Source organism: Bosea sp. 124 (assembly GCF_003046175.1).
GTDB lineage: Bacteria > Pseudomonadota > Alphaproteobacteria > Rhizobiales > Beijerinckiaceae > Allobosea.
Genome location: NZ_PZZM01000001.1, coordinates 862,912 through 886,514, shown reverse-complemented (window position 1 = coordinate 886,514; position 23,603 = coordinate 862,912). Strand labels below are relative to the sequence as shown.

At 65.8% G+C, this 23,603-nt stretch carries 26 protein-coding genes and 1 tRNA gene; 16 read left to right on the top strand and 11 right to left on the bottom strand.

Annotation, left to right across the window (positions count from 1 at the left end):
* Positions 1–123: 123 nt before the first annotated feature.
* From C8D03_RS04230 to C8D03_RS04220, 3 genes are all read left to right on the top strand, one after another.
* Entirely contained in the window at positions 124–978 is an 855-nt protein-coding gene (locus C8D03_RS04230) for a hypothetical protein (RefSeq protein ID WP_108045142.1), read from the top strand.
* A gap of 72 nt (positions 979–1,050) precedes the next feature.
* Positions 1,051–1,959, top strand: a complete 909-nt coding sequence (locus C8D03_RS04225) for a hypothetical protein (protein ID WP_108045141.1) — start codon at positions 1,051–1,053, stop codon at positions 1,957–1,959.
* A gap of 113 nt (positions 1,960–2,072) precedes the next feature.
* A complete protein-coding gene (locus C8D03_RS04220) occupies positions 2,073–3,014 on the top strand; it encodes a hypothetical protein (protein ID WP_108045140.1) in 942 nt (313 codons plus the stop codon).
* 199 nt (positions 3,015–3,213) lie between these two features.
* On the opposite strand, the gene C8D03_RS04215 is transcribed toward C8D03_RS04220, so the two are convergent.
* From C8D03_RS04215 to C8D03_RS04190, 6 genes are all read right to left on the bottom strand, one after another.
* Positions 3,214–4,977, bottom strand: a complete 1,764-nt coding sequence (locus C8D03_RS04215) for an ABC-three component system protein (protein ID WP_108045139.1) — start codon at positions 4,975–4,977, stop codon at positions 3,214–3,216.
* Positions 4,974–5,219 (bottom strand): ABC-three component system middle component 6, encoded by a 246-nt coding sequence (locus tag C8D03_RS04210; RefSeq protein WP_069053949.1) that lies wholly within the window; start codon positions 5,217–5,219, stop codon positions 4,974–4,976. Before C8D03_RS04210 ends, C8D03_RS04215 begins: the two co-directional genes overlap by 4 nt.
* On the bottom strand, positions 5,216–6,124 hold the full coding sequence (locus C8D03_RS04205) for an ABC-three component system protein (protein WP_108045138.1): 909 nt from the start codon (positions 6,122–6,124) through the stop codon (positions 5,216–5,218). The genes C8D03_RS04210 and C8D03_RS04205 overlap by 4 nt, the downstream gene beginning before the upstream one ends.
* A 163-nt stretch (positions 6,125–6,287) precedes the next feature.
* Positions 6,288–8,015 carry a tyrosine-type recombinase/integrase gene (locus C8D03_RS04200; RefSeq protein WP_181300655.1) on the bottom strand — a complete coding sequence of 576 codons (1,728 nt, stop codon included), beginning with the start codon at positions 8,013–8,015 and terminating at the stop codon, positions 6,288–6,290.
* A 94-nt stretch (positions 8,016–8,109) separates the two neighbouring features.
* Positions 8,110–8,196, bottom strand: a tRNA-Leu gene (locus C8D03_RS04195).
* A gap of 128 nt (positions 8,197–8,324) precedes the next feature.
* Positions 8,325–10,283, bottom strand: coding sequence for a methyl-accepting chemotaxis protein (locus C8D03_RS04190; RefSeq protein WP_108045136.1), 1,959 nt, complete (start codon positions 10,281–10,283; stop codon positions 8,325–8,327).
* A gap of 290 nt (positions 10,284–10,573) precedes the next feature.
* Here C8D03_RS04190 and C8D03_RS04185 point away from each other — a divergent pair, with 290 nt between their 5' ends.
* The gene (locus tag C8D03_RS04185) at positions 10,574–11,584 is read left to right on the top strand and encodes a complex I NDUFA9 subunit family protein (protein WP_108045135.1); all 1,011 of its coding nucleotides are present in this window, start codon (positions 10,574–10,576) and stop codon (positions 11,582–11,584) included.
* A 44-nt stretch (positions 11,585–11,628) separates the two neighbouring features.
* Entirely contained in the window at positions 11,629–12,294 is a 666-nt protein-coding gene (locus C8D03_RS04180) for an HAD family hydrolase (RefSeq protein WP_108045134.1), read from the top strand.
* A 23-nt stretch (positions 12,295–12,317) separates the two neighbouring features.
* Here the strand turns inward: C8D03_RS04180 and C8D03_RS04175 are convergent, their stop codons facing one another.
* Complete coding sequence (locus C8D03_RS04175) at positions 12,318–13,313, bottom strand: 2-hydroxyacid dehydrogenase (protein ID WP_108051195.1); 996 nt, start codon at positions 13,311–13,313, stop codon at positions 12,318–12,320.
* 199 nt (positions 13,314–13,512) lie between these two features.
* Between C8D03_RS04175 and C8D03_RS04170 the strand changes: the two genes are divergently transcribed.
* Positions 13,513–14,049, top strand: a complete 537-nt coding sequence (locus tag C8D03_RS04170) for an SH3 domain-containing protein (RefSeq protein WP_108051193.1) — start codon at positions 13,513–13,515, stop codon at positions 14,047–14,049.
* Positions 14,050–14,110: 61 nt separating this feature from the next.
* Here C8D03_RS04170 and irr read toward each other — a convergent pair whose 3' ends face one another.
* On the bottom strand, positions 14,111–14,587 hold the full coding sequence (gene irr, locus C8D03_RS04165; protein ID WP_108045133.1) for a Fur family transcriptional regulator Irr: 477 nt from the start codon (positions 14,585–14,587) through the stop codon (positions 14,111–14,113).
* Between the two features lie 202 nt (positions 14,588–14,789).
* Here irr and C8D03_RS04160 point away from each other — a divergent pair, with 202 nt between their 5' ends.
* The 9 genes from C8D03_RS04160 to C8D03_RS04120 all read left to right on the top strand — a co-directional run bounded on the left by C8D03_RS04160 (position 14,790) and on the right by C8D03_RS04120 (position 20,573).
* Positions 14,790–15,908 carry a hypothetical protein gene (locus C8D03_RS04160; protein ID WP_108045132.1) on the top strand — a complete coding sequence of 373 codons (1,119 nt, stop codon included), beginning with the start codon at positions 14,790–14,792 and terminating at the stop codon, positions 15,906–15,908.
* An 11-nt stretch (positions 15,909–15,919) separates the two neighbouring features.
* The gene (locus C8D03_RS04155) at positions 15,920–16,222 is read left to right on the top strand and encodes a hypothetical protein (RefSeq protein ID WP_108045131.1); all 303 of its coding nucleotides are present in this window, start codon (positions 15,920–15,922) and stop codon (positions 16,220–16,222) included.
* Positions 16,223–16,432: 210 nt separating this feature from the next.
* Positions 16,433–16,945 (top strand): 3-hydroxyacyl-[acyl-carrier-protein] dehydratase FabA, encoded by a 513-nt coding sequence (gene fabA, locus C8D03_RS04150; RefSeq protein ID WP_054144085.1) that lies wholly within the window; start codon positions 16,433–16,435, stop codon positions 16,943–16,945.
* A gap of 234 nt (positions 16,946–17,179) precedes the next feature.
* A complete protein-coding gene (gene fabB, locus C8D03_RS04145) occupies positions 17,180–18,406 on the top strand; it encodes a beta-ketoacyl-ACP synthase I (RefSeq protein WP_108045130.1) in 1,227 nt (408 codons plus the stop codon).
* Between the two features lie 10 nt (positions 18,407–18,416).
* The gene (locus C8D03_RS04140) at positions 18,417–18,689 is read left to right on the top strand and encodes a DUF3303 domain-containing protein (RefSeq protein WP_108045129.1); all 273 of its coding nucleotides are present in this window, start codon (positions 18,417–18,419) and stop codon (positions 18,687–18,689) included.
* Between the two features lie 55 nt (positions 18,690–18,744).
* Positions 18,745–19,002 (top strand): type II toxin-antitoxin system VapB family antitoxin, encoded by a 258-nt coding sequence (locus C8D03_RS04135; protein ID WP_108045128.1) that lies wholly within the window; start codon positions 18,745–18,747, stop codon positions 19,000–19,002.
* The gene (locus C8D03_RS04130; RefSeq protein WP_248308338.1) at positions 18,999–19,409 is read left to right on the top strand and encodes a type II toxin-antitoxin system VapC family toxin; all 411 of its coding nucleotides are present in this window, start codon (positions 18,999–19,001) and stop codon (positions 19,407–19,409) included. Before C8D03_RS04135 ends, C8D03_RS04130 begins: the two co-directional genes overlap by 4 nt.
* 16 nt (positions 19,410–19,425) lie before the next feature.
* The gene (gene fabI, locus C8D03_RS04125) at positions 19,426–20,259 is read left to right on the top strand and encodes an enoyl-ACP reductase FabI (protein ID WP_108051189.1); all 834 of its coding nucleotides are present in this window, start codon (positions 19,426–19,428) and stop codon (positions 20,257–20,259) included.
* Positions 20,260–20,327: 68 nt separating this feature from the next.
* The gene (locus tag C8D03_RS04120; protein ID WP_108045127.1) at positions 20,328–20,573 is read left to right on the top strand and encodes a DUF2188 domain-containing protein; all 246 of its coding nucleotides are present in this window, start codon (positions 20,328–20,330) and stop codon (positions 20,571–20,573) included.
* Positions 20,574–20,595: 22 nt separating this feature from the next.
* On the opposite strand, the gene C8D03_RS04115 is transcribed toward C8D03_RS04120, so the two are convergent.
* Complete coding sequence (locus C8D03_RS04115; RefSeq protein ID WP_108051187.1) at positions 20,596–20,961, bottom strand: hypothetical protein; 366 nt, start codon at positions 20,959–20,961, stop codon at positions 20,596–20,598.
* Positions 20,962–21,190: 229 nt separating this feature from the next.
* A complete protein-coding gene (locus C8D03_RS04110) occupies positions 21,191–22,423 on the bottom strand; it encodes an argininosuccinate synthase (RefSeq protein ID WP_108045126.1) in 1,233 nt (410 codons plus the stop codon).
* A gap of 253 nt (positions 22,424–22,676) precedes the next feature.
* Between C8D03_RS04110 and C8D03_RS04105 the strand changes: the two genes are divergently transcribed.
* On the top strand, positions 22,677–23,285 hold the full coding sequence (locus tag C8D03_RS04105) for a 2-hydroxychromene-2-carboxylate isomerase (protein WP_108045125.1): 609 nt from the start codon (positions 22,677–22,679) through the stop codon (positions 23,283–23,285).
* Between the two features lie 36 nt (positions 23,286–23,321).
* Here C8D03_RS04105 and C8D03_RS04100 read toward each other — a convergent pair whose 3' ends face one another.
* A complete protein-coding gene (locus C8D03_RS04100) occupies positions 23,322–23,588 on the bottom strand; it encodes a hypothetical protein (RefSeq protein WP_108045124.1) in 267 nt (88 codons plus the stop codon).
* Between the last annotated feature and the right edge of the window lie 15 nt (positions 23,589–23,603).

Genomic DNA, 23,603 nt, shown 5'->3' with positions numbered 1-23,603 from the left:
GCTCGTCCAAGCCGGGGCGGCTGCGCCGCAAAGAGGTCAAGACGAGCCTGGAGATCGAGGCATCGGACCAAAGAACCCCCGAAAAGCCTTACCCGACATCCCAAGCAGAAAAGATCAAAGACCATGACCAAGAAGACCTCGGCCCGGATCGGCCGTCCGATCCAGCCCACCCATTCCGCCGCCGCCGTTACGAAGTGGTACCCGACCGACTGGGAGCACATCGGCGGCGACGACATCGCCGATCTCCCGGCCGACGCGTTTAGCCAGTCGCGCTTCGCCGAAGCCTACCAGGCGGGCTACGTCGTGAACGTCTACGTCGGAGCCTGCGGCGAGAGCTACGCAAACCCGGGTGTCCGCACCGGTCTCCTCGGCGTCGCGCGCGATCTCCAGCTGCCGATCTACAAAGTGTCCTCGACCCAGTGCGCCGATCCCCGTGATCGTCTCAGGGCGATGAACGCCGACCGCTACGGATCGTATCGCGAGACGTCCACGGGCCCGGTCAACGACCTCGGCTTCAACGCCTGGATGCTGCAGCAGATCCTTCCAACCCGCGCACCCAAGGACGGTGCGCCGATCGAGCTGCAGCCGCGCGCGATCTCTGTCGTTCTCCCGCACGACCTCTCGGCCCGCGCGTTCGACAAGCGGCTCCACGCCGCCATGGAGAACGCCAGCCTGAACGGGTGGCTGATCTCGCCAGCGGGAACGGCACACTGCGCGCTGCTCGGCCTTGCGCCGCAGGACCTGCATCGCGCCACGGTCTACCGCTTCGGACGCGCGACGCGGATCTCGCCCGCCGACGAGCTCTACATCTTCCGCCCGCGTGGCGAGGACGCCGATCGCCTGCTCGCCATCATCGAGCAGATCCTCTTTGAGCACGTCACCGGCATCGCGCCCGCCGCCTGCCAGAGCTGGGCGAGCCCGAGCCAGCATGCGCTGCGGCATCACACATCCGCAGGCCCGCAGACGGCCGTGGCCTGATCGCTCACGTCGGGCGCTCGCCGCGCCCGGCTCCTCCTCGCATCCTCATCCATCATCGATCCAGAGACAGACATGACCACCGCCAGCAGCCATTTCAGCCCGATCTCCCTGCACCACATCGCGTTCGACGACACGATCCGTCCCGTGGTCGGTGAGCTCGCCGCTGTGAGCCTCTCAAACCCGACCGACCGCGACTATGCCGGGTTCATCCGGGACAGCCCCTCGCTCGTCGCCATCGCGGCGCGCTGCACCCAGCGCACCTCGGAACTCGAGCGCTTCATCGAACTCGCGCAAGTGTCCGCTCCCTACCTCGTCCGCAATCACGTCGCGACGCCCCATGCCCTGGCCATCCTGAACGAGGAGGCGACGCTCGCGCTCGCGCTGCTGCCGGCGCGCACGGCAGCAGACCGGCACGCGCAGCGTGAGCATGGCTTTGCCCTCCTCCGCGCGGTCCAGGAACTCGATGACCCGACGCTTGAACCGAACGCCCGGGCGGCGTTCGGGATCGAGACCCTCTCAGCGACCACAGCCGGGGCCGTCGCCACGAACGCGCTCGCCCACGCCGTGTCGCGCTATCGCGAGTTGGCCTCGGCCCAAAGCGCGGCGACCGTGCATCGCGTCGAGGACGCGGCATCGCTGCGCGCCTTCGTCGTGCAGGTCCCGGACTTCGAGGCCCTCTATCGCGACGTCGATGTCCATGCCCGGGCGGCCACGCGGCTGGCGGCGATGCTCGTCGAGGGCGACCTCGCGCGCCAGCAGCACGACGACATCGCCATGGCGCTCGAGGGCGCGCAGCTCCAGATACGGATCGCGCTCCTGCGCATCGCCGTCGCTCCAGCCCACATGGAGATCGAGCGCTGGTGGAGGCTCGCCGGCGAGGTCATCCCACACCCGACGCCAAAGTTCGCCGCGACGCTGACGCTGGCCGCGAAGATGCGCGAATCCCTGCGCGACATGCTCGCGGCGCACCCGCTCGCCTGAGCAGCCGCAAGAGCCACGAGAGGAAGGGGCGTCCCGCTGTGGGGCGCCCTTTGTCTTGAGAGGGAGGCGATGAGGCCAACTGGTTTTCACCCCCAAAAACAGGACTTTTCCACATGATCAACAAACTCGAGTTCCAGCCTGGCCCGTCAGACGATCGCGAGGTCCGCGAGCACGCCGATCCGATCATGGCGATCCTCGCCCGGCTTCATGACGACCCCGCGATCGCCGACATGGTGGCGCTGCGTCAGTCGAGGCCGGATTTGCGCGATGCCGCCGTCAAGGCCGAGGCCCATCGCAACGCTTACGGCTGGAGCGTCAGCCAGGATGGCGTCGGTGCGCTCGAACGGATCGCCCTGCTCACCATCTCCGGGGCACATGCCATGATCGTCGCGATCTTCCCTGTAGGGAATCTGGACGACGTTGACGCCAAGGTTGCCATGCAGCCGACCCGAAAATGGCTTGAAAGCTGGCAGGGCACCGGTGACTTCGTTCGAGGCCGCATCGTCCACGCGGCCTTCAATCCGGGCCAACTCGCTGTACCGCCGCGGCCAGACGTCAGCGAACGGGAGAGTGCCCTCTACCCTTGGCCCGTCAACGGGTTCGACCTCGACGCCGAGGTAGAAAACCTTCCCACCCGTCAGATCTACACGCCCGAGCAACTCCCCGTTCTGGCTGCCTTCGCGGCTGAGGGGCTCGACATGAGGGCTGTGCTGGAGAAAGCGCGGGACTATTTCGCCGCCGCCGATCGCCTGTTCGCGGAAGCGCTTCGTCCCAGCCCAGCGATGCATCGGACGCGGCTCGCGGCCGAGGGCGCGCTGATCGCTGCCTACCTCGCATGTGCCCAGATCGCCGTCTGGCCCGCGCGACGCGGGACCGGCGACCGCGATGCTAAGCTCGCCGTTCAGGAACTCGTCAACGGGCGCGCCAAGACGGCCGATCCGCTGCACATGCAAGCGGCGATCCGGCATGGATTCACCTTTACCGGAACCGTCTCCCGGGGCGCATCGCATCTGTTCGTCGAGGCCCAGTTGGGTGAGTGGGCAGGGAACGTATAGCAAGCTCGGGCATCTCGTATCGCGCGTCGGCGTCTCTGCCGGCGCACATGCGCATCAGGGCAGTGGATGGCTGCGAGATCAATGCCGGCAAGCCCGCGTCTGGCAGGCCTTCAAGGCGGCCAGGGACTGCGTGTAAGGCCGGTAAGAGGGGCGGCGCTATTGTGCTCCCCCTCAGTCGCATAGAGAGCGCCGCGTAGGCCTAGTTAAAACGTAAACCGAACAGCCCGCCCGTCTCGGTGGCATCGGTCAGCTTCGTAGGGCATACGAAGGCGTCGACGTCGAAGTCTGGGCGAAAGCCATCGCGCGGAAGTGCGTCGGAATTCATGGTCACGATGTACTGGAATCCGACCGCAGCGGCGTGATCAGCCCCAAGTTGAAGTGCCTTGGCGACCTGTCGCTCGTCGACGCCATCGAAGAGATGGCTGTCGTGGACCAGGAACCCCGGGCCGAGGCCACGGCGTGTCGCCAGATCGGCGAGCATCAGATCGAAGCAGAAGATCTGCATGTTGGTGATGCCCTTGCTACGCTGGGCATCGATGCGGACGTCAACGGTCGGCCCATTCGACGTCGCGCTGATCGTCAGGCTCCCGGCCTTCTCATACAGCGCGTTCGAAAGTTCTTCGAAAACCAGAATCGCTTCGGTGACGACGCCCTCGCGTTCATGCAGGTCAGTCTGCAGAGCTTTCAACAAGCGCGCCCGATCGATGTCGAGTTCGGCTTTGGTGCTCTCGATCCGTTCCGCAGTGATAAGCCGTTGACGCAAGCCCTCGGCGTCGGCTTCGGCCCGTCCTGTCTCCTCTTGCAACTGGGCATAGTGGTCGAGCGCGCCACCGGACTGCAGGATGCCCATGAGCTGGCGACGGCGTTCATCGAGCCGAGCACGTTCGAGGCCGCGGCGAGCAATGCGATCCTCCGCCGACTGAAGCTCGGAGGAAAGATGAGATCGGCGGTTCTGGACCACGGCGTCATGGAATTCGGCCACTTCTTCGAACCGGCGCCCCACGGAGCCAGGCAATACCACCCCGGCCTCCTTGTAGAGGCGGTCCAGGTTCGCGATCGCCGGCGCCTGCTCGCTGGCCAGCGCGTTCTGGAGCTGGAGGATGAGCTCTCGGTCGATCGTGTTCTCATCGTTCAGGCCGGATATCTGTCGCGTGATGATGGACGCCTCGCGTTCCATCTCGGCATATTCCGGAACGACGTTGAAGACCGCGATCTGTTCGCGAAGGCGCTTCGCTCTGGCCTCGGCGATCGTGAGGCGGGTGCGGATGTCGGCTGCCGTTCCGAAGTAGCGCCCAAGCCCGCCTTCCTTGGCGGCCTTGCGCAATTCGGTCATCGCCTTCTCCTGCGTCCGCACCTCCTGGAGTTCGCGCGGAATGCTGGAATCAAGGCCCAGCAGATAAGAAATCGCCACCTGTTGGTCCCAAGGTGGCTGCTTGTCGGCTTGTTGAGTCGGCGCCAGCAGCCCCCCGCTGTTCTGGCGCCGGGCAAAATAGGAAAATAGCGACCTGAACGTCGGGGAAAAGCGAAGACGCTCTTCGTCAGCGTCTACAGGCAACCCAAAAAGGACCGCGCCAAGGAGAGCGCGCCAACGCTCGTTGGAGAGGATCTGGTCGCCCGACTTCGCATCAAGTGACGGCTGAATGGGCCATGACGAGGTGTCGCCCTGAAGCATGATGCGCGAGGGCTTCTTGCCGGATCTCCCGACGTCCACGACGCCGCCACCGATGTCGACGCGAGCCTCGAAGGTCCAGGGCATCAGCTCCGGCGATCGGAAGATACTGTCGGGATCGGCGTTGGCGCCAAACACGAAATGGATGAGCTCGAGCAGGCTGGTCTTGCCGGCACCGTTGCGTGACTGGCGATCCGTCGCGCCTGCGCTCTTGTCCGCCAATACGATGTTGAGGCCCGGGCCGAAGGTGAGGGACTTGAAGCTGGGGAGGTCGCTGCTGACACCGTGGATCATGTCGCGGCCTTCCGTATCAGTCCACGCTCCAGATCGATGGCGCCGACGAGGAATAGCAGATCCAAGGCCAAGATGAACCAGTCGTAGTTGATCGACGCCGGCTCGCCGGCGTCGCCGCGCCGACGGCGCAGCTCGTCCCAGAGCCGTGACACCGTCATAGGCTCCCGCAGGCAGCCCAGGAGCTCGCCGCCAACGGTCAGGAGGGCTCGCTCGGGCCGGAGATGCTTGGTGGGGAGGATCATGCCGGCGTGCCTGAAACGGCATCCTCAAAGATGTCGCACCGCTCGAAGAAGTAGGACATCACGGCCAGAACCGCAGCCTGACGTGATGGGGGGCCGCTCATGCCGCCGGCGAAAAGCTGTAGTTCGCCGAAAATATCGTCTGGGCCAAGTCCAACTGCCTTGAGCTTCGCGTAGTGCTGCCTGAAAGCCTCTGCGATCGCCTCGCCGAAGTCCGGGTCGGGCCATGCCACGAAAAAATCCTCGACCAGCTTCTCGCGCCGTCGACCCTGACGCAGCATGCCAGCGGCGTCGGTCGACAAGGCGTTGGCTTCGAGCTTCTCCGGCGACGGCGCAGTCAAGGGTGGTTCTGCTTCGGGCTCGCGCCGCTGGATGGCAGCCAAGACGGGGCTTAGCGCAGCGAAGTCGAGCTTTTCCATCGTGCGCTGAGAGGGAACATCGCCGAACAGATCCTGAAGCTGGTGCAGCGCCAGTCCCATGGCAATCTGACGCAACTCCGGATCGCCCATCACGTCGATGGCAAGGCTGGGGTTCGCTGCGCGAAGATCCACCAGCTTCTGGGTGGCCTGTGCCGGCAGCCCCCGCCCGTCGTTGTGCACGAAGCACCAGCGATGCATGCGGGAACCCCAGTGCGCGAGAGCACCGTGAAAGTCCTCATCGATCTTCGCGAGAAGCTGGGCCAGGTTCATGGCGTCAGGAGCGTAGCACTGGAAGACCGTTCCATCGCTTCCGCGGTAGCCGTCGCACTTCAAGTCGCCCTTGGAGCCATAAGGCCGCACGGGCTCGAAGTCGCCTGGAAACGCGTGGCCCATTATACGTGCAAAAACGCCCTCGAATGCCTTGCCCTTCTCGCGAAGGAAGGCAATTTCGAACCTCATGCCGTAGAAGCTGGTCTGCGTCTCGTCCAAATCAAATTCCGCCCAGAATCGGCATCAGAATGCGGTTATGACACGCCTTCAGCGCTCCGGCATGAGCGGGGCCACGCGTGGTCCTGCCGCACCCCGAACGCTATATCACCTGCCTCGACGCCATGAGGCAGGAGCTGTTGGATATCCCCACCAAACCGCTATCCTAAACGGCGTAGCGGCGAAACTTTTGCATGACCTCGACCAGCTCTGCGGTCGTGGGCGCTTCATACTTGCGCCCGACCGAGCCGGGCGTGTGCCCGGTGATCGCGTCGCGGTACCGCTCCTCGATGCCCAAGCTCGCCGCGATCGACTTCCAGGTGCCGCGCCAGCCGTGGTTCGGGTCGACATTCTTCCGTAGCTTGGCCTTGCTGCGCATAAAGACGGCGACGCCGGATGCGCGAACCTCGGATGCGTCCCGTGACGCGGCCTCGGTCCGACCGGAGACCTCAGGCGGATCGATGAAGAGCGGGCCCTTGCCGACGCTTCGGACGTAATCGAGGAAGCCGATCGCGATGACGTGCTCGTGCAGAGGGACCGTGCGGTCTTCATCCATCTTGGTCTTCGTGAGGTCCATGACCCACGCGCCACCCTCGTTGCGAATATGCTCGGCCTCGAGGCTGACAAGTTCCTGGATGCGGGCGCCGGAATAGGCCGCGAGCCAGGGCGTCCAACGGTTACCCGCAGAGGACTTCGGATAGCGACCGCCGATCTCGACCGCATTAGCGGCCTTGAGGATCGAGACGATCTCCTCATGATAAAGGCGTCTTTCGTGCTTCGTTTTGGAGGCCCTCGGCAGTTTGATCGTCAGGCCCTGGATCGGGTTCTTCTTGAGCCGTTCGCCGCCCTCATCCGTGGTCGCAAAATTCAACACCGATTGGACGGCGACGAGGTCGTTGTTCCTGACCGTCTTCTTGCTGATGCCCTCCTCGGTCGTCCGGTGCTTGATCCACTCCTTGACGCGTTCTCGGGTCAGCGTGCGGAAATCGGCGTGGTCGGTGAACGCCGACAGCTTCTCGATCGTCGACTGGTAGCGACGGAGTGTCGAAGGCTTGACGAACTCGAGCATGGCTTCGCGCATGGCCTTGAAGAGCTGCGCGATGCTCATGCCGTCGCCGCCTTCTGAGGCTGGCGCCTGCACCCGAGCGGATGCTGCGACCGGGGGCTGAGGCGGCTCGAATGGGGGAAAGTAGGCCGGCTTCTCCTCGTCGCTGAAATCGCCCTCGAGCATGCGGCCGAGCGCTTTGCTTCCGGCAAGCTCCGCCCGGCGGAACTCCTTGAGGAGGGAAGGGCGGCTGGCGTCGTCGCACTGGGCGCCTCTCAAAGCCAGCGCCGCATCGACGCGGGCGCCATAGCGGCTCTCGAGGGCAAGATCCTCCTGGTCGGCGGGGAAGGAGCCAGGGAGGAGCGCCGCGATGACCGCGATGAAATCGACGCCCTGTTCGGCGATGACGTCTTCGAACCAACCCAGGACGAGTTGGTCGCGCTCCTCTGATTCGGTCTCTGCGCGTCGGACGATGAATTCGTCGAATTCGGCATTCATGGCCTCCCGCTCGGCGACCATCGACGCGTCGTCGATCTCGCTGATTCGTTCACGGTAGGCGTCGGCGGATAAAGCGACGGCTTGGCGCTTCGAAACCGGCTTGGGGCCGGTCTTTACGGCCTTCCAATGCTGAAGGAGGGCATCGTGGGCTTCCGCATAGCGCAGAGCCGCTTCGTCGGGATCGGACGTGCGCAGGCTGACTTCGACGTAGCCGGCGCTTATGGCGACCGGCGTGCGCCTGCCACCAATGGGCAGGACGACATGTCCCTGGACCTTGTCGATGATGTCGGATGGAACGCGGACTTTGAGGAGCCAGTTGGCGCTGGTTCCCCGCTTGATCGGTCTGGCCATTCGTAGAGCCATTGAGTGAGCTTCCTGAGTGAGAGTTGATCTCACGGAAACCCTTGTTTTCACTTAACTCCCTGCGATCAAACAGGAAGAAAAGTGGTGCCCAGGAGAGGACTCGAACCTCCACGCCCTTGCGAGCGCCAGCACCTGAAGCTGGTGCGTCTACCAATTCCGCCACCTGGGCAACGGCGGTTCGTTTACGGAGGCGCCGCGGGACTGTCAACGCCTCCGGAGAGAATAGTTGGAGATTGTCCAATTTTCACCGCGAGGGGCGGATCAGTCGCCGCGGCAGCCGGTGCCGCGGCGGGGTGTTCAGGCCGCCCGGCGCGTGCCGCCATGCTGGGAAGAGGAAGGCTGGCGCACCGCGCCGGCCAGGGCGCCCTCGCTCTCCGGCCCTGTCCTGAAGGCTGCGACGAGGTCGTTGAGCTGTCCGATGCGTCCCGAGAGCGAGCCGGCGGATGCGGCGCTCTGTTCGGCGAGGGCTGCGTTCTGCTGGGTCATCTCGTCGAGATGGGCGACGGCCTGGCTCATCTCGTCGATGCCGTTGGCCTGTTCGCCGGAGGCGGCCGAGATGTCGGCGATGGTGGCGGCGACCTTCTGCGAGTGGCTGAGGATCTGGCTGAGCTGGTCGCCGGCCTGGCGCACCAGCTTGACGCCCTCGCCGACCTCCATGTTGGACGACGAGATCAGGCCGGAGATGTCCTTGGCGGCGGCGCTGGAGCGCTGCGCCAGGGTGCGCACCTCCGAGGCGACGACGGCGAAGCCCTTGCCGGCATCGCCGGCCCGGGCTGCCTCGACGGCGGCGTTCAGCGCCAGCAGATTGGTCTGGAAGGCGATGTCGTCGATCACCCGGATGATGTCGGAGATCTTCTGCGAGGCGGTCTCGATGCGGGCCATGGCGTCGACCGCCTGGCCGGCGATGGCGCCACCCGACTGGGCCGCCTGCATCGCATCATTGGCGATCGCGGCGGCATCCCGCGAGGCCTGGGCCGAGGCCTTGACCGAGGCTGCGAGCTCCTCGGTGGTGGCGGCGGTCTCCTCCAGCGAGGAGGCCTGCTCCTCGGTGCGCTTCGACAGATCGTCGGCGCCCATGTTGATCTCGCGCGCCGCCAGCCCGACATCGGCCGAGGTCACCTGGATCGTGCGCACCGTCGAGGACAGGCGGTCCACCGTCTCGTTGATCGCGCCCTTGAGTTCGGCGAACTTGCCGCGATAGGCCGCATCGACCCGCACCGTCAGGTCGCCGCCCGCCACGGCCGACAGCGTCCGCGCGAACTCGCTCGTCGCCGAATCAACAACCGCGTTGATCTCGTTGATGCCGGCGACGAGCTTCTGCATCTGCTCGTCGGCCTGGTCGATCTGGAGCCTGGCCGAGAAGTCGCCGGCCGCAGCCGCTGCCACGACCTCGCCGACATCGGAGACCACGGCCTCCATCGACTGCGCCCGCGCCAGGCGCGCCGCCGCGGCGGCCTGTTCCTTCTGCTGCAGCAGCGCGACCTGTTCGCTGCTCTCGCGCAGCACCGAGACAGCCCGCGCCATCGCGCCGATCTCGTCGCTGCGCTTCGTGTGCGGCACATCGACGCCGTTGTCGCCGGCGGTGAGCCGGTCCATCACGACCCCGAGGTCGAGAAGTGGCTTGATGATCGCGCGCCTGGAAAACACCACCGCCGCCGCGATCGAGAGACCGAGCAGCACCAGCAGGGCGACCGGCAGCATCACGCGCATCTTGCCGGCGAAGGCGGCCGCCTCGGCTCCGAACGCCTCGCCGGCCTCCTCGTTGATGCGGCTGAAGCCCGACAGCTCGTCGACAAGCGCGGTCCGATTGCGCCGGCTGGCTTCGCTGTTGCCCCAGGCATCGGCGGCGCGTCCGGATACTTCTGTCGCCAATCGGGCGGTTTCCGCACGGGTCGCCGCAAAATCCGCGACCAGCTTGCTGATCTTGTCGGTCCGCTCGCGCTCGCTCTCGGGAACCTTTGCCAGGAAGACCTTCAGCCGTTCATCGACCCGGCTCAGGCCTTTCTCGATCGCGGTGGCGGCGTTCTTCGCCTCGTTGGGGTTGCGCGCCATATAGGCGAGGCGGGAATCTTCGCTGAGCTGGTTGACGGCGACGTTGAGGCGTTCGGTCGCCAGAGCCATGTCGTCTTGCGAGGCGACGCGCTGGTTCATCGTTTCCAGCCAGGAGATGCCGACCAGGGCGCTCGCCAGCGCGATCACCGCGCCGATGGCGACAATGCCGATCAGCCCGAGGATTTTGTCCCGAATTGATTTCATCGCGCGCCCTCGGCATGTCGTATCGATCGATTTCGGGGAATTTAGTGATTGTAGCTGAAGGTGAAGTTAAATTTTCTCCGGACAAATCAAGAACATTGCCCCGGTTTGCCGAAATTGCGGGCGCGTCCCGGCTGCCTCGATACCTGCCGCTGCGTCAGTCGGCGCCCGCGACGGCCACCCGTTCGCCCCAAGCCGGCGGTTCCTGCCGGCCCTGCGCCAAACGCCTTTCCAGAGCGGGGTGAAATGCTTTAGGAGCGTTCCAGATTCAGTGCGCGCGAGGCTAGCCGACAATGGCGAATGATCTGTCCCCTCCGAGCCGGCAACTCGTCACGGTGTTCGGCGGCTCCGGCTTCGTCGGCCGCCATGTCGTGCGGGCGCTCGTCAAGCGCGGCTATCGCGTCCGGGTCGCGGTGCGCCGGCCCGATCTCGCCGGCTTCCTGCAGCCCCTCGGCGTCGTCGGCCAGATTCACGCCGTCCAGGCCAATCTGCGCTATCCCGCCTCGGTCGCCGCCGCGGTCAAGGGGGCCGATGCGGTGGTCAACCTGGTCGGCATCCTGCAGGAGGGCGGCCGGCAGACCTTCACGGGCGTGCAGGCCAACGGCGCCCGCGCCGTGGCCCAGGCTTGTGCAGCCGCCGGCATCGGCCGCGTGGTGCACGTCTCCGCCATCGGCGCGGCGCGCGATTCGCGCTCGCTCTATGCCCGCAGCAAGGCGGAAGGCGAGGCTGCCGTGCAGGCGGCCGTGCCGGACGCCATCGTGCTGCGGCCGTCCATCGTCTTCGGGCCGGAGGATGATTTCTTCAATCGCTTCGCTTTTCTGGCGCGCATGCTGCCGATCCTGCCGCTGATCGGCGGCGGCGAGACGAAGTTCCAGCCGGTCTTCGTCGGCGACGTGGCGGAAGCCGTCGCGCGTGCGGTCGATGGCAGCGTGGCGGGCGGCCGCGTCTATGAGCTCGGCGGACCGGAGGTGAAGAGCTTCCGCGACCTCGTCGGCTATATCTGCGAGGTCACCGACCGCAAGCCGCTGCTGGTCTCGCTGCCCTTCCCGCTGGCACGGATCAAGGCGCGGATCCTCGAGATCGTCGACATGCTGACGCTCGGGCTGATGCCCGATGCGCTGATGCTGACCCGCGATCAGGTGGCGCTGCTCGAGAGCGACAATATCGTCTCCGAGGCGGCCGTGGCCGAAGGCCGCAGCTTCGAGGCTCTCGGCATCGCCCCGGTCTCGGCGGAGGCGGTCGTGCCGTCCTATCTCTGGCGCTTCCGCAAGACCGGTCAGTTCGACACGGCTCGCGCCGGTTGACCGGCTGCGCGGCGGGCACATTCGGAGCGAGGACATTCGGGACGATGCCGGACCTCGTCATCTATGATTGCGACGGCACGCTGATCGACACCGAGACGCTGTATGGCGAGGTCAGCCTCGCGGCCTGCCATGCGCTCGGGCTGACCGAGTGGACCATCGACCACTACGTCGACAGCATCGTCGGCATCCCCTGGTCCGACGGCGTCAAGATCATTGAGGCGGCTCATGGCCGCGCGCTGCCGGCGGATTTCGAGCAGCGGATCGAGGATGCGGTGGCGCTCCGGCTCGAATCCGAACTGCGCGCCCTGCCGGGGGTGCGCGAGGCGCTCAACGCCATCGGCGGCCGTCGCTGCGTCGCCTCATCGACCAGCGTGGCGCCGCTGCGCCGCAATCTCGCGATCACCGGACTGATCGATCTCTTCGATCCGCATATCTTCTCCGCCTCGCAGGTCCCGCGCGGCAAACCCCATCCCGACGTCTTCCTTCACGCCGCCGCCGAGATGGGCGCGCAGCCGCGAGATTGCCTCGTCATCGAGGATTCCGTGCCGGGCGTGCCGGCGGCGCGCGCGGCCGGCATGGCGGTCGTCGGCTTCACCGGCGTCTCGCATGACAAGTCGCGCAGCACCGTTCGCCTGACGGAAGCCGGGGCGCTCGCGGTCATCGACGATTTCGGCCAGTGGCCGGCGCTGGTGGCGGGGCTGCGCGCCTAGGTTCGGGCGTCTCGCCGCTGCCGTCAGAGCATGCTCGGCAGCACCCGGTCCGGCGGCTTGTGGCCGTCCATGAAGGTCTTGATGTTGACGATGACCTTCTCGCCCATATCGGCCCGGCCTTCATGCGTGGCCGAGCCCATATGCGGCAGCACCACGACCTTGTGCTGGCGCGCGAGCTTGAGCAGGCGCGGATTGACCGCGGGCTCGCTCTCGAACACGTCGAGCCCGGCTCCCGCGAGTTCGCCCGCTTCCAGCATCCGCGCCAGGGCCGTCTCGTCGACGACCTCGCCGCGCGCCGTGTTCACCAGGATGGCGTCGGGCTTCATCAGCTTCAGCCGGCGGGCCGAGAGCAGGTGATAGGTCGCGGGCGTATGCGGGCAGTTGACCGAGACGATGTCCATCCGCGCCAGCATCTGGTCGAGCGAATCCCAATAGGTCGCGTCGAGCTTCTCCTCGATCCGCGAATCGAGACGGCGGCGGTTGTGGTAGTGGATCGAGAGGCCGAAGGCGGCGGCGCGGCGCGCCACGGCCTGGCCGATGCGGCCCATGCCGACGATGCCGAGCCTCTTGCCGGTGATGCGGCGGCCGAGCATCCAGGTCGGCGACCAGCCGGCCCATTCGTCGTCGGGGATGACGCGCGCGCCCTCGGCGATGCGCCGCGCCACGGCGAGGATCAGCGCGATCGTCATGTCGGCGGTGTCTTCGGTCAGCACGCCGGGTGTGTTGGTCACGGTGATTCCGCGCTGCACTGCGCTCGCGACGTCGATATTGTCGACGCCGTTGCCGAAATTGGCGATCAGCCGCAACTGCTCGCCGGCCTGGGCGATCAAGGCGGCGTCGATCCGGTCGGTCACCGTCGGGACGAGGACATCGGCGGTCTTCACGGCCTCGACCAGCGCGGCCTGGCTCATCGGCGTGTCGTCGATGTTGAGGCGGGCGTCGAACAGCTCGCGCATGCGCGTCTCGACCACGGCGGGCAGCTTGCGCGTGACGACGACCAGCGGCTTCTTTTTCGACATGGACGGCTCCTCCTCCACAGGCCGTCGCGGCTGCCGCCTTTTGGCCTCAACCCCCCATTAACCGCAGGGCATCAGGAATGAGGTCGGCATGATCGCTCGGCTTCGCCCGTTCTCTAAGTGGCGGGGCGGCGGATGACAACATGACCCTTCGCCGGGGGTGGCTCGGCGTGGCGGCGGTGGCGGAATGGAGATCGGACGGATGGCAGGTTTGTCGAGGCGTGGCGTTCTGAGCGGGCTTGCGCTGATGGCGGCGCTGGCGGCCGGCCCGGCTGCACAGGCTCAGGACCTCCAGGCGGGCTCCGTCACCGGGCTGCCCGTGCCGCGCTATGTCAGCCTGAAGACCGACCGCGTGAACCTGCGCGAAGGGCCGTCCAAGGAACACCGCACCCGCTGGGTCTACCAGCGCGCCGGTCTGCCGGTCGAAATCGTCGCCGAATTCGAGACATGGCGGCGCGTGCGCGATGCCGACGGCTCCGAAGGCTGGGTGCTGCACAGCCTGCTCTCGGGACGGCGCACGGCGCTGATCGCGCCCTGGTCCAAGGTCAAGGATGAGACCTTCACGCTGCGCAAGGCGGCAGAGGAGGGCTCCGCCGTGGTGGCCAGGCTGCAGGCGGGCGTCATCGCCAGCGTCGCATCCTGCGCCAATTCCTGGTGCCGGATCAGCGTCGGCAATACCGAAGGCTATCTCCGCCAGGACCGGCTCTGGGGTGTCTATCCCAACGAAAAGGTCGATTGAGGCGAGGTCAGGGGCCGGCGCGGGAGCGACTTTGCAGGCTGTTCACGTCTTTGCAGGCTGTTCACTCGGCCTGCGCGGCGTCGATCTTGCGCAGCCGCACCACCACATCGACGCGCGCGATCTCGTAGCCCTCGGGCGGCTCCGGCAGCGCCGCGACGTCAACGGCTTCCGCGGGGATGTCGATCACCGTGTTCTCGCCATCGACGACGAAATGATGATGCTCGCTGCTGTCGGTGTCGAAGAAGGTCTTGGCGCCGTCGATCGCGAGTTCACGCAGCAGACCGGCCTGGGTGAACTGGTGCAGCGTGTTGTAGATCGTGGCGAGTGAGACCGGGATCTTCTCCTTCATCGCCTCTTCGTAGAGCATCTCGGCGCTGATGTGCCGGTCGCCCCGGGCGAACAGCACCCAGCCGAGCGAGACGCGCTGTCGCGTCGGACGCAGGCCGACGCGACGCAGCCGCTCGCGGATGTCGTGGAACGGGCAGCCTTTCCGCGCGGTCGATCCAAAGCCCTGATGCTGGGAAATCAGATCGCTCATCGCTTCCGGCCAGTCCTCGCTTCGGTGTGACTGCGCGGGCGACCTGCGCCCGAGCCAGATTAGATTTGATGTAAGGCTTCGATCTGCCCGCCGCAAGCTCATCGACCGAAAGCACGCAAAGCGTGCATAAAGTCGTTTAATGCACCTATACGGATATGGCTTGCTTGCGATAGGCTCGCCCATCGTCGACGGGGCACGGCCAATGACATGGGTTGATGTGCGCGGATGGGTTTACCGGGCGCTCGCGCTCGCGGCCGCAGCAGTGACCGTGGTCTTCGTGACCCTGTGGGCCAGCACGCCCGACGCCCGGCCCTCGGCGCCCGTATCGCAGCAGTGGATCGAGGCGATTTCCCAGTTCGGCATCGAAGCGGCCTATCCGCCGCAGGAGGATCTCGCGGTCGGCGATGTCTTCGCCTTCATTTCCGGCGATGCGAAACGCGACGTGAGCTCGGACCCGCTCCCGCTCCGCGCTCTGAAGCTCTTTCACATCGATCTCACCGAAGAACTCAAAGACGCCTATCGCGCGATCTACCGCTTTCCGAGCACCACGGATCGGCCGGCACGCGGACAGGTGTGGCGACACGCAGCCGCCACGGGAGCAATCTTCGAGAAGCCGGAGCATCGAAAGGAGTTGCCGCTCGTCCTCCTGCCAAATTTCACAGTTGCCATCGTTAAATCTGCGAATCTTGGGTCCGGAGGCCTGTCCGGCGTCGCGACGCGGCTCGGCCTGCGGTCAGGCAGCAGTTCTATGATGAGCGTGAAGGTGGAAGGAGCCGAGACATATGGTGTCCCCGCCCTTCCCGCGGAATGGAAACTCGCCGATTTCTGTGCCGCGCCCGACACCCGGCCGGTCTGCACGGATTCGGGGCTGCGCAAGCAACTCTCCATGCTGGTGGGGCAGGAGATCTACGAGGAAATGCCACCCGGTTCGGACGGTGCAAGGCGCCCACGCTTCAGCGTCGAACTCGGACTGGTCAACCGCGTCTTTCTGATCCGGTCGATCGAAACCATCGTCGAGCGTCGGGGTGGCTTCGCCGCGAAGATCGGCGACGACGACTCCTCTAGCTCCGAGAACGGGACAGGCGCGCAGGCGGCGGCGCCAAAAGCCGATCCCGATGCACCGCCGCCCGCAATTCCGGCAGGGTGGGCGACCGCCGAGGAACGAGCCCTGGCTGCAGCGGCCCTGCCGCTGACCGGAAATCGGCCCGGAATCTCGACGACGGTTCAGCGTGGCGATGCGTCGAGCGTTTCGATCATCGAGACACTGGAGCGCCCCGTCGCGATCGGCTTCCGCACAATCCGCTGGAAGGTCGCCAGATGAGGAGAAGCACGATGAGGCGGTTCGCCGTCCTGGCTGCGTTCTATTGGGCCCAGGCCGCCCATGTCCAGCCCGCCAATGCCCAGCCGGCGACGCCGTCCATCGTCACGCCGCATCCGGCGTCGGGCGACGGTCCCGACCCCTGCAACTGCAGGGACAATGCCCGCTGCAGCCTCCTGTGCGGCAATCCCGGCGGAGGCGGAGGCGGTGGCGGGATCGGCTCCGGCGGGGGGACCGGCGGCATCGGCACGCAACGTGTCAGCCCGAATTTGCTCAAGGACCTTCGCCCCGAGATGCAGTTGCAACGCCGGAACTGATATCGAGAAGCGCACCGCGCCCGCGGCAGAGATACATCTTGATCGGTAGCGGCGCCCGCTTTTTGCGTCGGTCCTGTCGTCTCCCGCTCCCTGATTCCCCATTCTGCATCGAGAAGTTGTTCCGCCGCGGCTTTCGTTCCGCCGTGGCAGCGTGTTAGGCACTGTCTGGAGATCGCCGCCGGCCGGCGGCCGGAACGGAGCGGAGTGGGTATGCAGCGGCAATCGTCTTTCAGCTACGAGGAGATCCTCGCCTGTGGCCGCGGGGAGCTGTTCGGGCCGGGGAATGCACAGTTGCCGCTACCGCCCATGCTGATGTTCGACCGCATCAGCGAGATCGCGGAAGATGGTGGGCCGAACGGCAAGGGCTTCGTCCGCGCCGAATTCGATATCAAGCCGGACCTCTGGTTCTTCGATTGCCACTTCAAGGGCGATCCGGTGATGCCGGGCTGCCTCGGCCTCGACGCGCTCTGGCAGCTCACCGGCTTCTTCCTTGGCTGGCTCGGCCTGCCTGGCCGTGGCCGGGCGCTTGGCGTCGGCGAGGTCAAGTTCGCCGACCAGGTTCTGCCGAGCGTCAAGCAGGTCGTCTACGGCGTCGAGTTCAAGCGCGTCTTCAAATCGAAGCTGGTGCTGGGCATCGCCGATGGCTGGCTCGAGGCCGACGGTAAGCGCATCTATACGGTCAGCGACATGCGCGTCGGCCTGTTCAAGCCCGAAGCGGCGTAGGTCACGCCGCATCGGGAAAACCCGCCCGATGCGAAAAAACGAGACCGACGATTTGAAGATCGGAGCATCGCGTCCGCGGAAAGCCGGGTCCCACTTTTCCGCGCGATGCTCTAGGAAAAGCGCAGGCGCGACCTTGCGCCGGTAGCCCGCTCGGTCCATCTGCGCGGGAACGACATCGAGGCGCCGGAACTGTAAGAGGTCCGCCGGTGCCCAATAGCAGCCGGAGTCAAATGCATGAGACGCGTGGTGGTCACCGGGATGGGCATCGTCTCATCCATCGGCAACAATACGCAGGAAGTGCTGTCCTCCCTGCACGAGGCGAAATCCGGCATCTCCTTCATGCCCGATTTCGCCGAACACGGTTTCCGCAGCCGCGTCGCCGGCGTTCCGACCCTCGATCCGTCGACCGTTCTGGACCGTCGCGCCATGCGCTTCCATGGCGGCGGCTCGGCCTGGAACCAGGTCGCGATGGAGCAGGCGATCCTCGATGCCGGCCTCGAACCCGCCGAGATCAGCAATGAGCGCACCGGCATCATCATGGGCTCCGGCGGTCCCTCGACGCGCGCCCTGATCGACGCCTACGACAAGGCGCGCGAGAGCGGCTCCTCCAAGAAGGTCGGCCCCTTCGCCGTGCCCAAGGGCATGTCCTCGACGGCCTCGGCGACCCTCGCGACCTGGTTCAAGATCAAGGGCGTGAATTATTCGATCTCCTCGGCCTGCGCGACCTCGAACCACTGCATCGGCAACGCCTATGAGCTGATCCAGTGGGGCAAGCAGGACATGATCTTCGCCGGTGGCTGCGAGGAGCTGGACTGGACGCTGTCGGTGCTGTTCGACGCGATGGGCGCGATGTCGACCGACTACAACGAGACCGCTGCCCGCGCCTCGCGCGCCTATGATGTCAACCGCGACGGCTTCGTCATCGCCGGTGGCGCCGGCGTCGTCGTGCTGGAGGAACTCGAGCACGCCAGGGCGCGCGGCGCCAGAATCTACGGCGAGATCGTCGGCTACGGCGCGACCTCCGATGGCTACGACATGGTCGCCCCCTCCGGCGAGGGTGCCGTGCGCTGCATGAGGATGGCGCTGGAGGGCGTCAAGGCGAAGGTCGACTACATCAACCCGCATGGCACCTCGACCCCGGTCGGCGACGCCAAGGAGATCGAGGCGATCCGCGAGGTCTTCGGCGCCGGCGACAAGGCCCCGCCGATCTCGGCGACCAAGTCGCTCACCGGCCATTCGCTTGGCGCCACCGGCGTGCAGGAGGCGATCTACTCGCTGCTGATGCTGAACAACGACTTCATCTGCGAGAGCGCCCATATCGACGAGCTCGATCCGGCCTTTGCCGACATGCCGATCGTGCGCAAGCGCATCGACAATGCCGGGCTGGGTTGCGTGCTCTCCAACTCCTTCGGCTTCGGCGGCACCAACGCCACCATCGTGATGAAGAAGCTCGAAGCCTGAGGGCGCGCACATGCTGTTCATGGTGATCGAGCATTTCGACCAGGCGCGGGTGAAGGAGATCTACGCCCGCTTCCACGAGAAGGGCCGGATGGCGCCCGAGGGCCTGGTCTATCTCGACAGCTGGATTTCGGCCGATCTCGGCCGCTGCTTCCAGGTGATGCAATGCGATGACGTCACCAAGCTGCAGGAATGGGTGCTGGCCTGGGGCGATCTCGCCCGCTTCGAAATCGTGCCGCTAGCCTCGTCCAAGGACACCGCCGCGGCTGTGAAGCGGCACTTGTAGCGTGACGGGTGTCGTCTAGACGAGTATAGGGGTTGTCTAGACGAAGGAGGCGGGCATGGCGTTCCATATTCGCGACCCCGAAACCGATCGCATCGTGCGGGAGCTGGCGTCAAAGACGGGCGCCTCGCTCACCGACGCCGTGCGAGAGGCCGCCGCGGAAAAGCTGGCGCGGGTTGAACGCGTTCTGGAGCGCGCGGACAAGCGGCCCTTGCGCGAGCAGATTCGTGATATTCAGGAGCGCGTTGCGGACCGCGGCAAGACGGGCTTGAAGGCCGACAAGGCGTTCTTCGACTGGCTCTCCGGCGACGAATGATCTTCGTCGATGCCTCCGCGTTGACCGCCGTCATCGGCGCCGAGCCGATGTCCGATCGTGTCCTGGATTGCCTGGAGAGCGACTCGATTTTTTTCACTTCGCCCGTTGCGGTCTATGAAACCGCAGTTGCCGTCGCACGAAGCGCGAACTACTCGATCGCGGAGGCGTTGACCGAGGTGCGCGACTTCCTGGCACGCGCGGGAATCATGATCGAGGCTGTCGACGATGCACAGGCTGCCGAGGCGCTCGCCGCCTTCTCGCGCTTTGGCAAAGGCCGGCATCCTGCAGGATTGAACATGGGCGATTGTTTCGCTTATGCCTCCGCCAAGACACGCGATGCCGCGATCCTGTTCGTCGGCAACGATTTCAGCCGAACCGATCTTCGCGACGCGCTCGCCAATCCCTGACTTGAAGGCCGTCCCCATGCTCTCCCTCATGCACAACAAGCGCGGCCTCGTCATGGGCGTCGCCAACCAGAACTCGATCGCCTGGGGCATTGCCCGTACGCTGCATGCCCATGGCGCCGAGATGGCCTTCACCTATCAGGGTGACGCGCTCGGCAAGCGCGTCAAGCCGCTCGCCGAAAGCATCGGCTCGAAGCTGGTCCTGCCCTGCGATGTCGAGGACATCGCGACGGTCGATGCCGCCTTCGCTGCGATCGACGAGGCCTGGGGCGGCGATCCTGAGCGCAACACGCTGGATTTCATCGTTCATGCCATCGGCTTTTCCGACAAGAACGAGCTCAAGGGCCTCTACGCCGACACCAGCCGCGACAACTTCTCTCGCACCATGGTGATATCCTGCTTCTCCTTCACCGAGGCGGCGAAGCGCGCGGCCGAGCGCATGCCGAAGGGCGGCAGCATGATCACGCTGACCTATGGCGGCTCGACCCGGATCATGCCGAACTACAACGTCATGGGCGTCGCCAAGGCGGCGCTGGAGGCGAGCGTGCGTTATCTCGCCGGCGACTACGGTCCGCGCGGCATCCGCGTCAACGCGCTCTCGCCCGGGCCGGTGCGGACGCTGGCCGGCGCCGGCATCTCGGATGCGCGCGCGATGTATTCCTGGCAGCGCGCCAATTCGCCGCTGCGCAAGTCGGTTTCGCTGGACGAGATCGGCGGCTCGGCGTTGTATTACCTCTCCGACCTGTCGGGCGGCGTCACCGGCGATATCCACCATGTCGATGCCGGCTATCACATTACCTCGATGCCGGCGCTCGACGGGCTGCGGGCGGCGGACGAGGCAAGCGCGGACTAGGGACAAGCGCGGACCAGGGAACTACGCTCGGGCCGGCGGGTTTTCCTTCTTCCAGCAAGGAGACGGATATGGTCACGGTCAGGTATGAAATCGTCGAGCACGATGGCGGCTGGGCCTACAAGGTCGGCGATGCCCTCTCGGAGACGTTCGGGTCGCATGACGCCGCTCTGAAGGCCGCGACGAGCGCCGCGGCGCGCCAGAGGATCGCCGGCACCACGGACGGCATCGTCTATCAGGACGAGAAGGGCCAGTGGCACGAGGAACTGGCCGATGGCCGCGACCGGCCGGCGACGCGGGTCATCGACCAGCCCTGACGGCGACCATGCCGTTTCCGGTCTATCGGGCCGTGAAGAAGGTCAGCAGCACTTTCCCCTTCTCGCCGATCAGGCAGAGAAAGCGCCGCGGCTTGTCCGAGCGGTCGGTCCGCAGATAGGCCTCGCCCATGACGATGCGCGTGATCGGCGTATCCTCGACCTTGGTCTCGGCGACCGCGACGGTCGCCCCGTCTTCGTCGATATAGATATCCTTGATCTCCGGCTCGCGGGCCGAGATCGTGTGCAGTGCGGCAGTCTTGCAGGAGGCGATCTCTGGCGAGGCAGGCTTCTCAGACGGTGCGCCCGAGGTCGGCCCGGCCGTCTGCGCGAGGGCAGGGGCGGCGAGCAGGGTTGCGATCAGCAGGGCAGGGCCGGTGAAGCGGGACATGGTGGCACTCGGATTGCGGTGAGTGCTGAACGCTTCACGCGAACAAAGGTTGCCGCCGCTCGCCCGATGCACGTCGGCGCGCGCATCGGACCTTGCCGTCATGGTCGGGTTCGACCCGACCATCCAAATCTGCGCCGGTCGAGCGCCATGCTCAGGACGTCAATGCCCACCACAAGGGTGAGCATGACGGGCATGACGGGAAAGTCGGGTCTTCCCGGCCAGAGCCGCTTCAGAGACCCAGCTTCTTTTTCCGCTGGCCGAGCGTGCGCAGGCGCAGCGCGTTGAGCTTGATGAAGCCGGCGGCGTCGCGGTGATCATAGGCGACGGCGCCTTCCTCGAATGTCACGAGATCCTGATCGTACAGCGAATAGGGGCTGGAGCGGCCGACGACATGCACGCCGCCCTTGTAGAGCTTGAGGCGGACCTGGCCGGCGACGAACTCCTGGCTCTTGTCGATCAGCGCCTGCAGCATCTCGCGCTCCGGCGAGAACCAGAAGCCGTTATAGATCAGCTCCGCATATTGCGGCATGATCTGGTCCTTGAGATGGGCCGCGCCGCGGTCGAGCGTGATCGACTCGATGGCGCGATGGGCGGTGTGTAGGATCGTGCCGCCGGGAGTCTCGTACATGCCGCGCGACTTCATGCCGACGAAGCGGTTCTCGACGAGGTCGAGCCGGCCGATGCCGTTGTCGCGGCCGAGATCGTTGAGCTTCGCCAGCAGGGTCGCGGGCGACATCTTCACGCCATCGATGGCGGTCGCGTCGCCGGTCTCGAAATCGATCGTGATGTAGGTCGGCTTGTCGGGCGCCTCCTCGGGCGAGATCGTGCGTGAATAGACGTAGTCCGGCACCTCCTGCGCCGGGTCTTCCAGCACCTTGCCCTCGGAGGAGGCGTGCAGCAGGTTCGCGTCGACGGAGAACGGTGCCTCGCCGCGCTTGTCCTTGGCGATCGGGATCTGGTGCTGCTCGGCGAAGGCGATGAGCTGCTCGCGCGAGCGCAAATCCCATTCGCGCCAGGGCGCGATCACCACGACGTCGGGCTTGAGCGCATAGGCGGTCAGCTCGAAGCGGACCTGGTCGTTGCCCTTGCCGGTCGCGCCATGGGAGACGGCGTCGGCGCCGACCCGCTCCGCGATCTCGATCAGCTTCTTGCCGATCAGCGGCCGCGCGATCGAGGTGCCGAGCAGGTAGACGCCCTCATAGGCGGCATTCGCGCGGAACATCGGGAAGACGTAGTCCCGCACGAATTCCTCGCGCAGGTCCTCGATGAAGATGTTCTCCGGCTTGATGCCGAGCAGCAGGGCCTTGTCGCGGGCCGGCCCGAGTTCCTCGCCCTGGCCGAGATCGGCGGTGAAGGTCACGACCTCGCAGTTATAGGTGATCTGCAGCCACTTCAGGATGATCGAGGTATCCAGGCCGCCAGAATAGGCGAGCACGACCTTTTTCACGGTTTTGTCGGTCATCTTGATCATCTTCCTGCTGCTGCGCCAATCCGGCGTCGCGGGCCGCTTTTCGAACGCAATGGCGCACTATCCCAGCCCCGTGGGCGACGCAATCGGAACCTTCTGATCGATGCCGCGTCTTCGTGTGATGGATCGGTGTTGATGACGCCGGTCTGACGACGCGTGGACACCCTCCGCACCTTGCGGTCGCGCCTCGGGAGGCTCAGGCTCCGGATGCGCGACTTGAAACCTAGACGACCGACTCGGAGGCTGAATGCCGAATCGTCCTGTTCTGGACTTCTGGTATGAGTTCGCATCACCCTATTCGTTCCTGAGCGCGCTGAGGATCGAACCGCTGGCCGAGGCTGCCGGGGTCAATTTGCGCTGGCGGCCCTTTCTGCTGGGGCCGATCTTCGCAGCCCAGGGCTGGTCGACCTCGCCCTTTGCGCTCTATCCGAGCAAGGGGCGGTATATGTGGCGCGACGTCGAGCGCCGCGCCGGCCGCAACGGCCTGGGCCTCGTCAAGCCCGAGACCTTCCCGCAGAACTCGCTGATCGCGGCGCGGCTCGCTCTGGCGGGGCGTGAGGCGGGCTGGCTGCCCAGCTTCTCGAAGGCGCTGTTTCGGTCCGCCTTTGCTGAGGGCCGCAACATCGCCGAGGAGGCGGTCCTGAGCGCGGCCCTGAAGCAGGCCGGCGCCGATCCCGGCGTCGCCTTTCCCGCCTCGCGCAGCGAGGAGGTCAAGGGTCGGCTGCGCGCCGAGATCGAATATGCCAAGTCGATCGGCATCTTCGGCGGACCGACCTTCGTCACCGAGGATGGCGAATTGTTCTGGGGCGACGACCGGCTCGAGGAAGCGCTGGACTGGTCGCGACACGGCCGCTGAACCGTATCGAAAGCGTGAAGCCTGGCGTCCGGGGCTTCAGGTCCGGTTGTTCGTTTTCCAGCATCCGGCGCTGCCGGGCGCCTTCCATACGCCGTTGGCCTTGCAGGTGCTGAACGTCGCCGAACACAGCCGGGCAATGCAGCCGCTCGGATTGTTGCCGGCAGCCTGACATTTCTGTTCGCAACTCGCGTTTATCTGCGAGCAGGAACTCTGCGCGGCCTTGCAACCGTCCTGCGCAGTGGCGGGGTGCAGCGTGGCTGCAAGGACGATGAAGCCAAGCACGAGCGCGGTCACGGTTTTCATGACTAACCTCCCTCT

Excerpts from the sequence above, each read along its gene's own strand:
- irr (WP_108045133.1), bottom strand. The coding sequence starts at position 14,587 with ATGAGCGATCTGATTTCCCAGCATCAGGGCTTTGGATCGACCGCGCGG.
- C8D03_RS04200 (WP_181300655.1), bottom strand. The coding sequence starts at position 8,015 with ATGGCCAGACCGATCAAGCGGGGAACCAGCGCCAACTGGCTCCTCAAA.
- C8D03_RS04230 (WP_108045142.1), top strand. The coding sequence starts at position 124 with ATGACCAAGAAGACCTCGGCCCGGATCGGCCGTCCGATCCAGCCCACC.
- C8D03_RS04105 (WP_108045125.1), top strand. The coding sequence starts at position 22,677 with ATGCCGAATCGTCCTGTTCTGGACTTCTGGTATGAGTTCGCATCACCC.
- C8D03_RS04215 (WP_108045139.1), bottom strand. The coding sequence starts at position 4,977 with ATGATCCACGGTGTCAGCAGCGACCTCCCCAGCTTCAAGTCCCTCACC.
- fabA (WP_054144085.1), top strand. The coding sequence starts at position 16,433 with ATGCAGCGGCAATCGTCTTTCAGCTACGAGGAGATCCTCGCCTGTGGC.
- C8D03_RS04160 (WP_108045132.1), top strand. The coding sequence starts at position 14,790 with ATGACATGGGTTGATGTGCGCGGATGGGTTTACCGGGCGCTCGCGCTC.
- fabB (WP_108045130.1), top strand. The coding sequence starts at position 17,180 with ATGAGACGCGTGGTGGTCACCGGGATGGGCATCGTCTCATCCATCGGC.
- C8D03_RS04120 (WP_108045127.1), top strand. The coding sequence starts at position 20,328 with ATGGTCACGGTCAGGTATGAAATCGTCGAGCACGATGGCGGCTGGGCC.
- C8D03_RS04155 (WP_108045131.1), top strand. The coding sequence starts at position 15,920 with ATGAGGCGGTTCGCCGTCCTGGCTGCGTTCTATTGGGCCCAGGCCGCC.
- C8D03_RS04175 (WP_108051195.1), bottom strand. The coding sequence starts at position 13,313 with ATGTCGAAAAAGAAGCCGCTGGTCGTCGTCACGCGCAAGCTGCCCGCC.
- C8D03_RS04110 (WP_108045126.1), bottom strand. The coding sequence starts at position 22,423 with ATGACCGACAAAACCGTGAAAAAGGTCGTGCTCGCCTATTCTGGCGGC.
- C8D03_RS04180 (WP_108045134.1), top strand. The coding sequence starts at position 11,629 with ATGCCGGACCTCGTCATCTATGATTGCGACGGCACGCTGATCGACACC.
- C8D03_RS04115 (WP_108051187.1), bottom strand. The coding sequence starts at position 20,961 with ATGTCCCGCTTCACCGGCCCTGCCCTGCTGATCGCAACCCTGCTCGCC.
- C8D03_RS04220 (WP_108045140.1), top strand. The coding sequence starts at position 2,073 with ATGATCAACAAACTCGAGTTCCAGCCTGGCCCGTCAGACGATCGCGAG.
- fabI (WP_108051189.1), top strand. The coding sequence starts at position 19,426 with ATGCTCTCCCTCATGCACAACAAGCGCGGCCTCGTCATGGGCGTCGCC.
- C8D03_RS04100 (WP_108045124.1), bottom strand. The coding sequence starts at position 23,588 with ATGAAAACCGTGACCGCGCTCGTGCTTGGCTTCATCGTCCTTGCAGCC.
- C8D03_RS04210 (WP_069053949.1), bottom strand. The coding sequence starts at position 5,219 with ATGATCCTCCCCACCAAGCATCTCCGGCCCGAGCGAGCCCTCCTGACC.
- C8D03_RS04185 (WP_108045135.1), top strand. The coding sequence starts at position 10,574 with ATGGCGAATGATCTGTCCCCTCCGAGCCGGCAACTCGTCACGGTGTTC.
- C8D03_RS04140 (WP_108045129.1), top strand. The coding sequence starts at position 18,417 with ATGCTGTTCATGGTGATCGAGCATTTCGACCAGGCGCGGGTGAAGGAG.
- C8D03_RS04170 (WP_108051193.1), top strand. The coding sequence starts at position 13,513 with ATGGCAGGTTTGTCGAGGCGTGGCGTTCTGAGCGGGCTTGCGCTGATG.
- C8D03_RS04135 (WP_108045128.1), top strand. The coding sequence starts at position 18,745 with ATGGCGTTCCATATTCGCGACCCCGAAACCGATCGCATCGTGCGGGAG.
- C8D03_RS04225 (WP_108045141.1), top strand. The coding sequence starts at position 1,051 with ATGACCACCGCCAGCAGCCATTTCAGCCCGATCTCCCTGCACCACATC.
- C8D03_RS04130 (WP_248308338.1), top strand. The coding sequence starts at position 18,999 with ATGATCTTCGTCGATGCCTCCGCGTTGACCGCCGTCATCGGCGCCGAG.
- C8D03_RS04190 (WP_108045136.1), bottom strand. The coding sequence starts at position 10,283 with ATGAAATCAATTCGGGACAAAATCCTCGGGCTGATCGGCATTGTCGCC.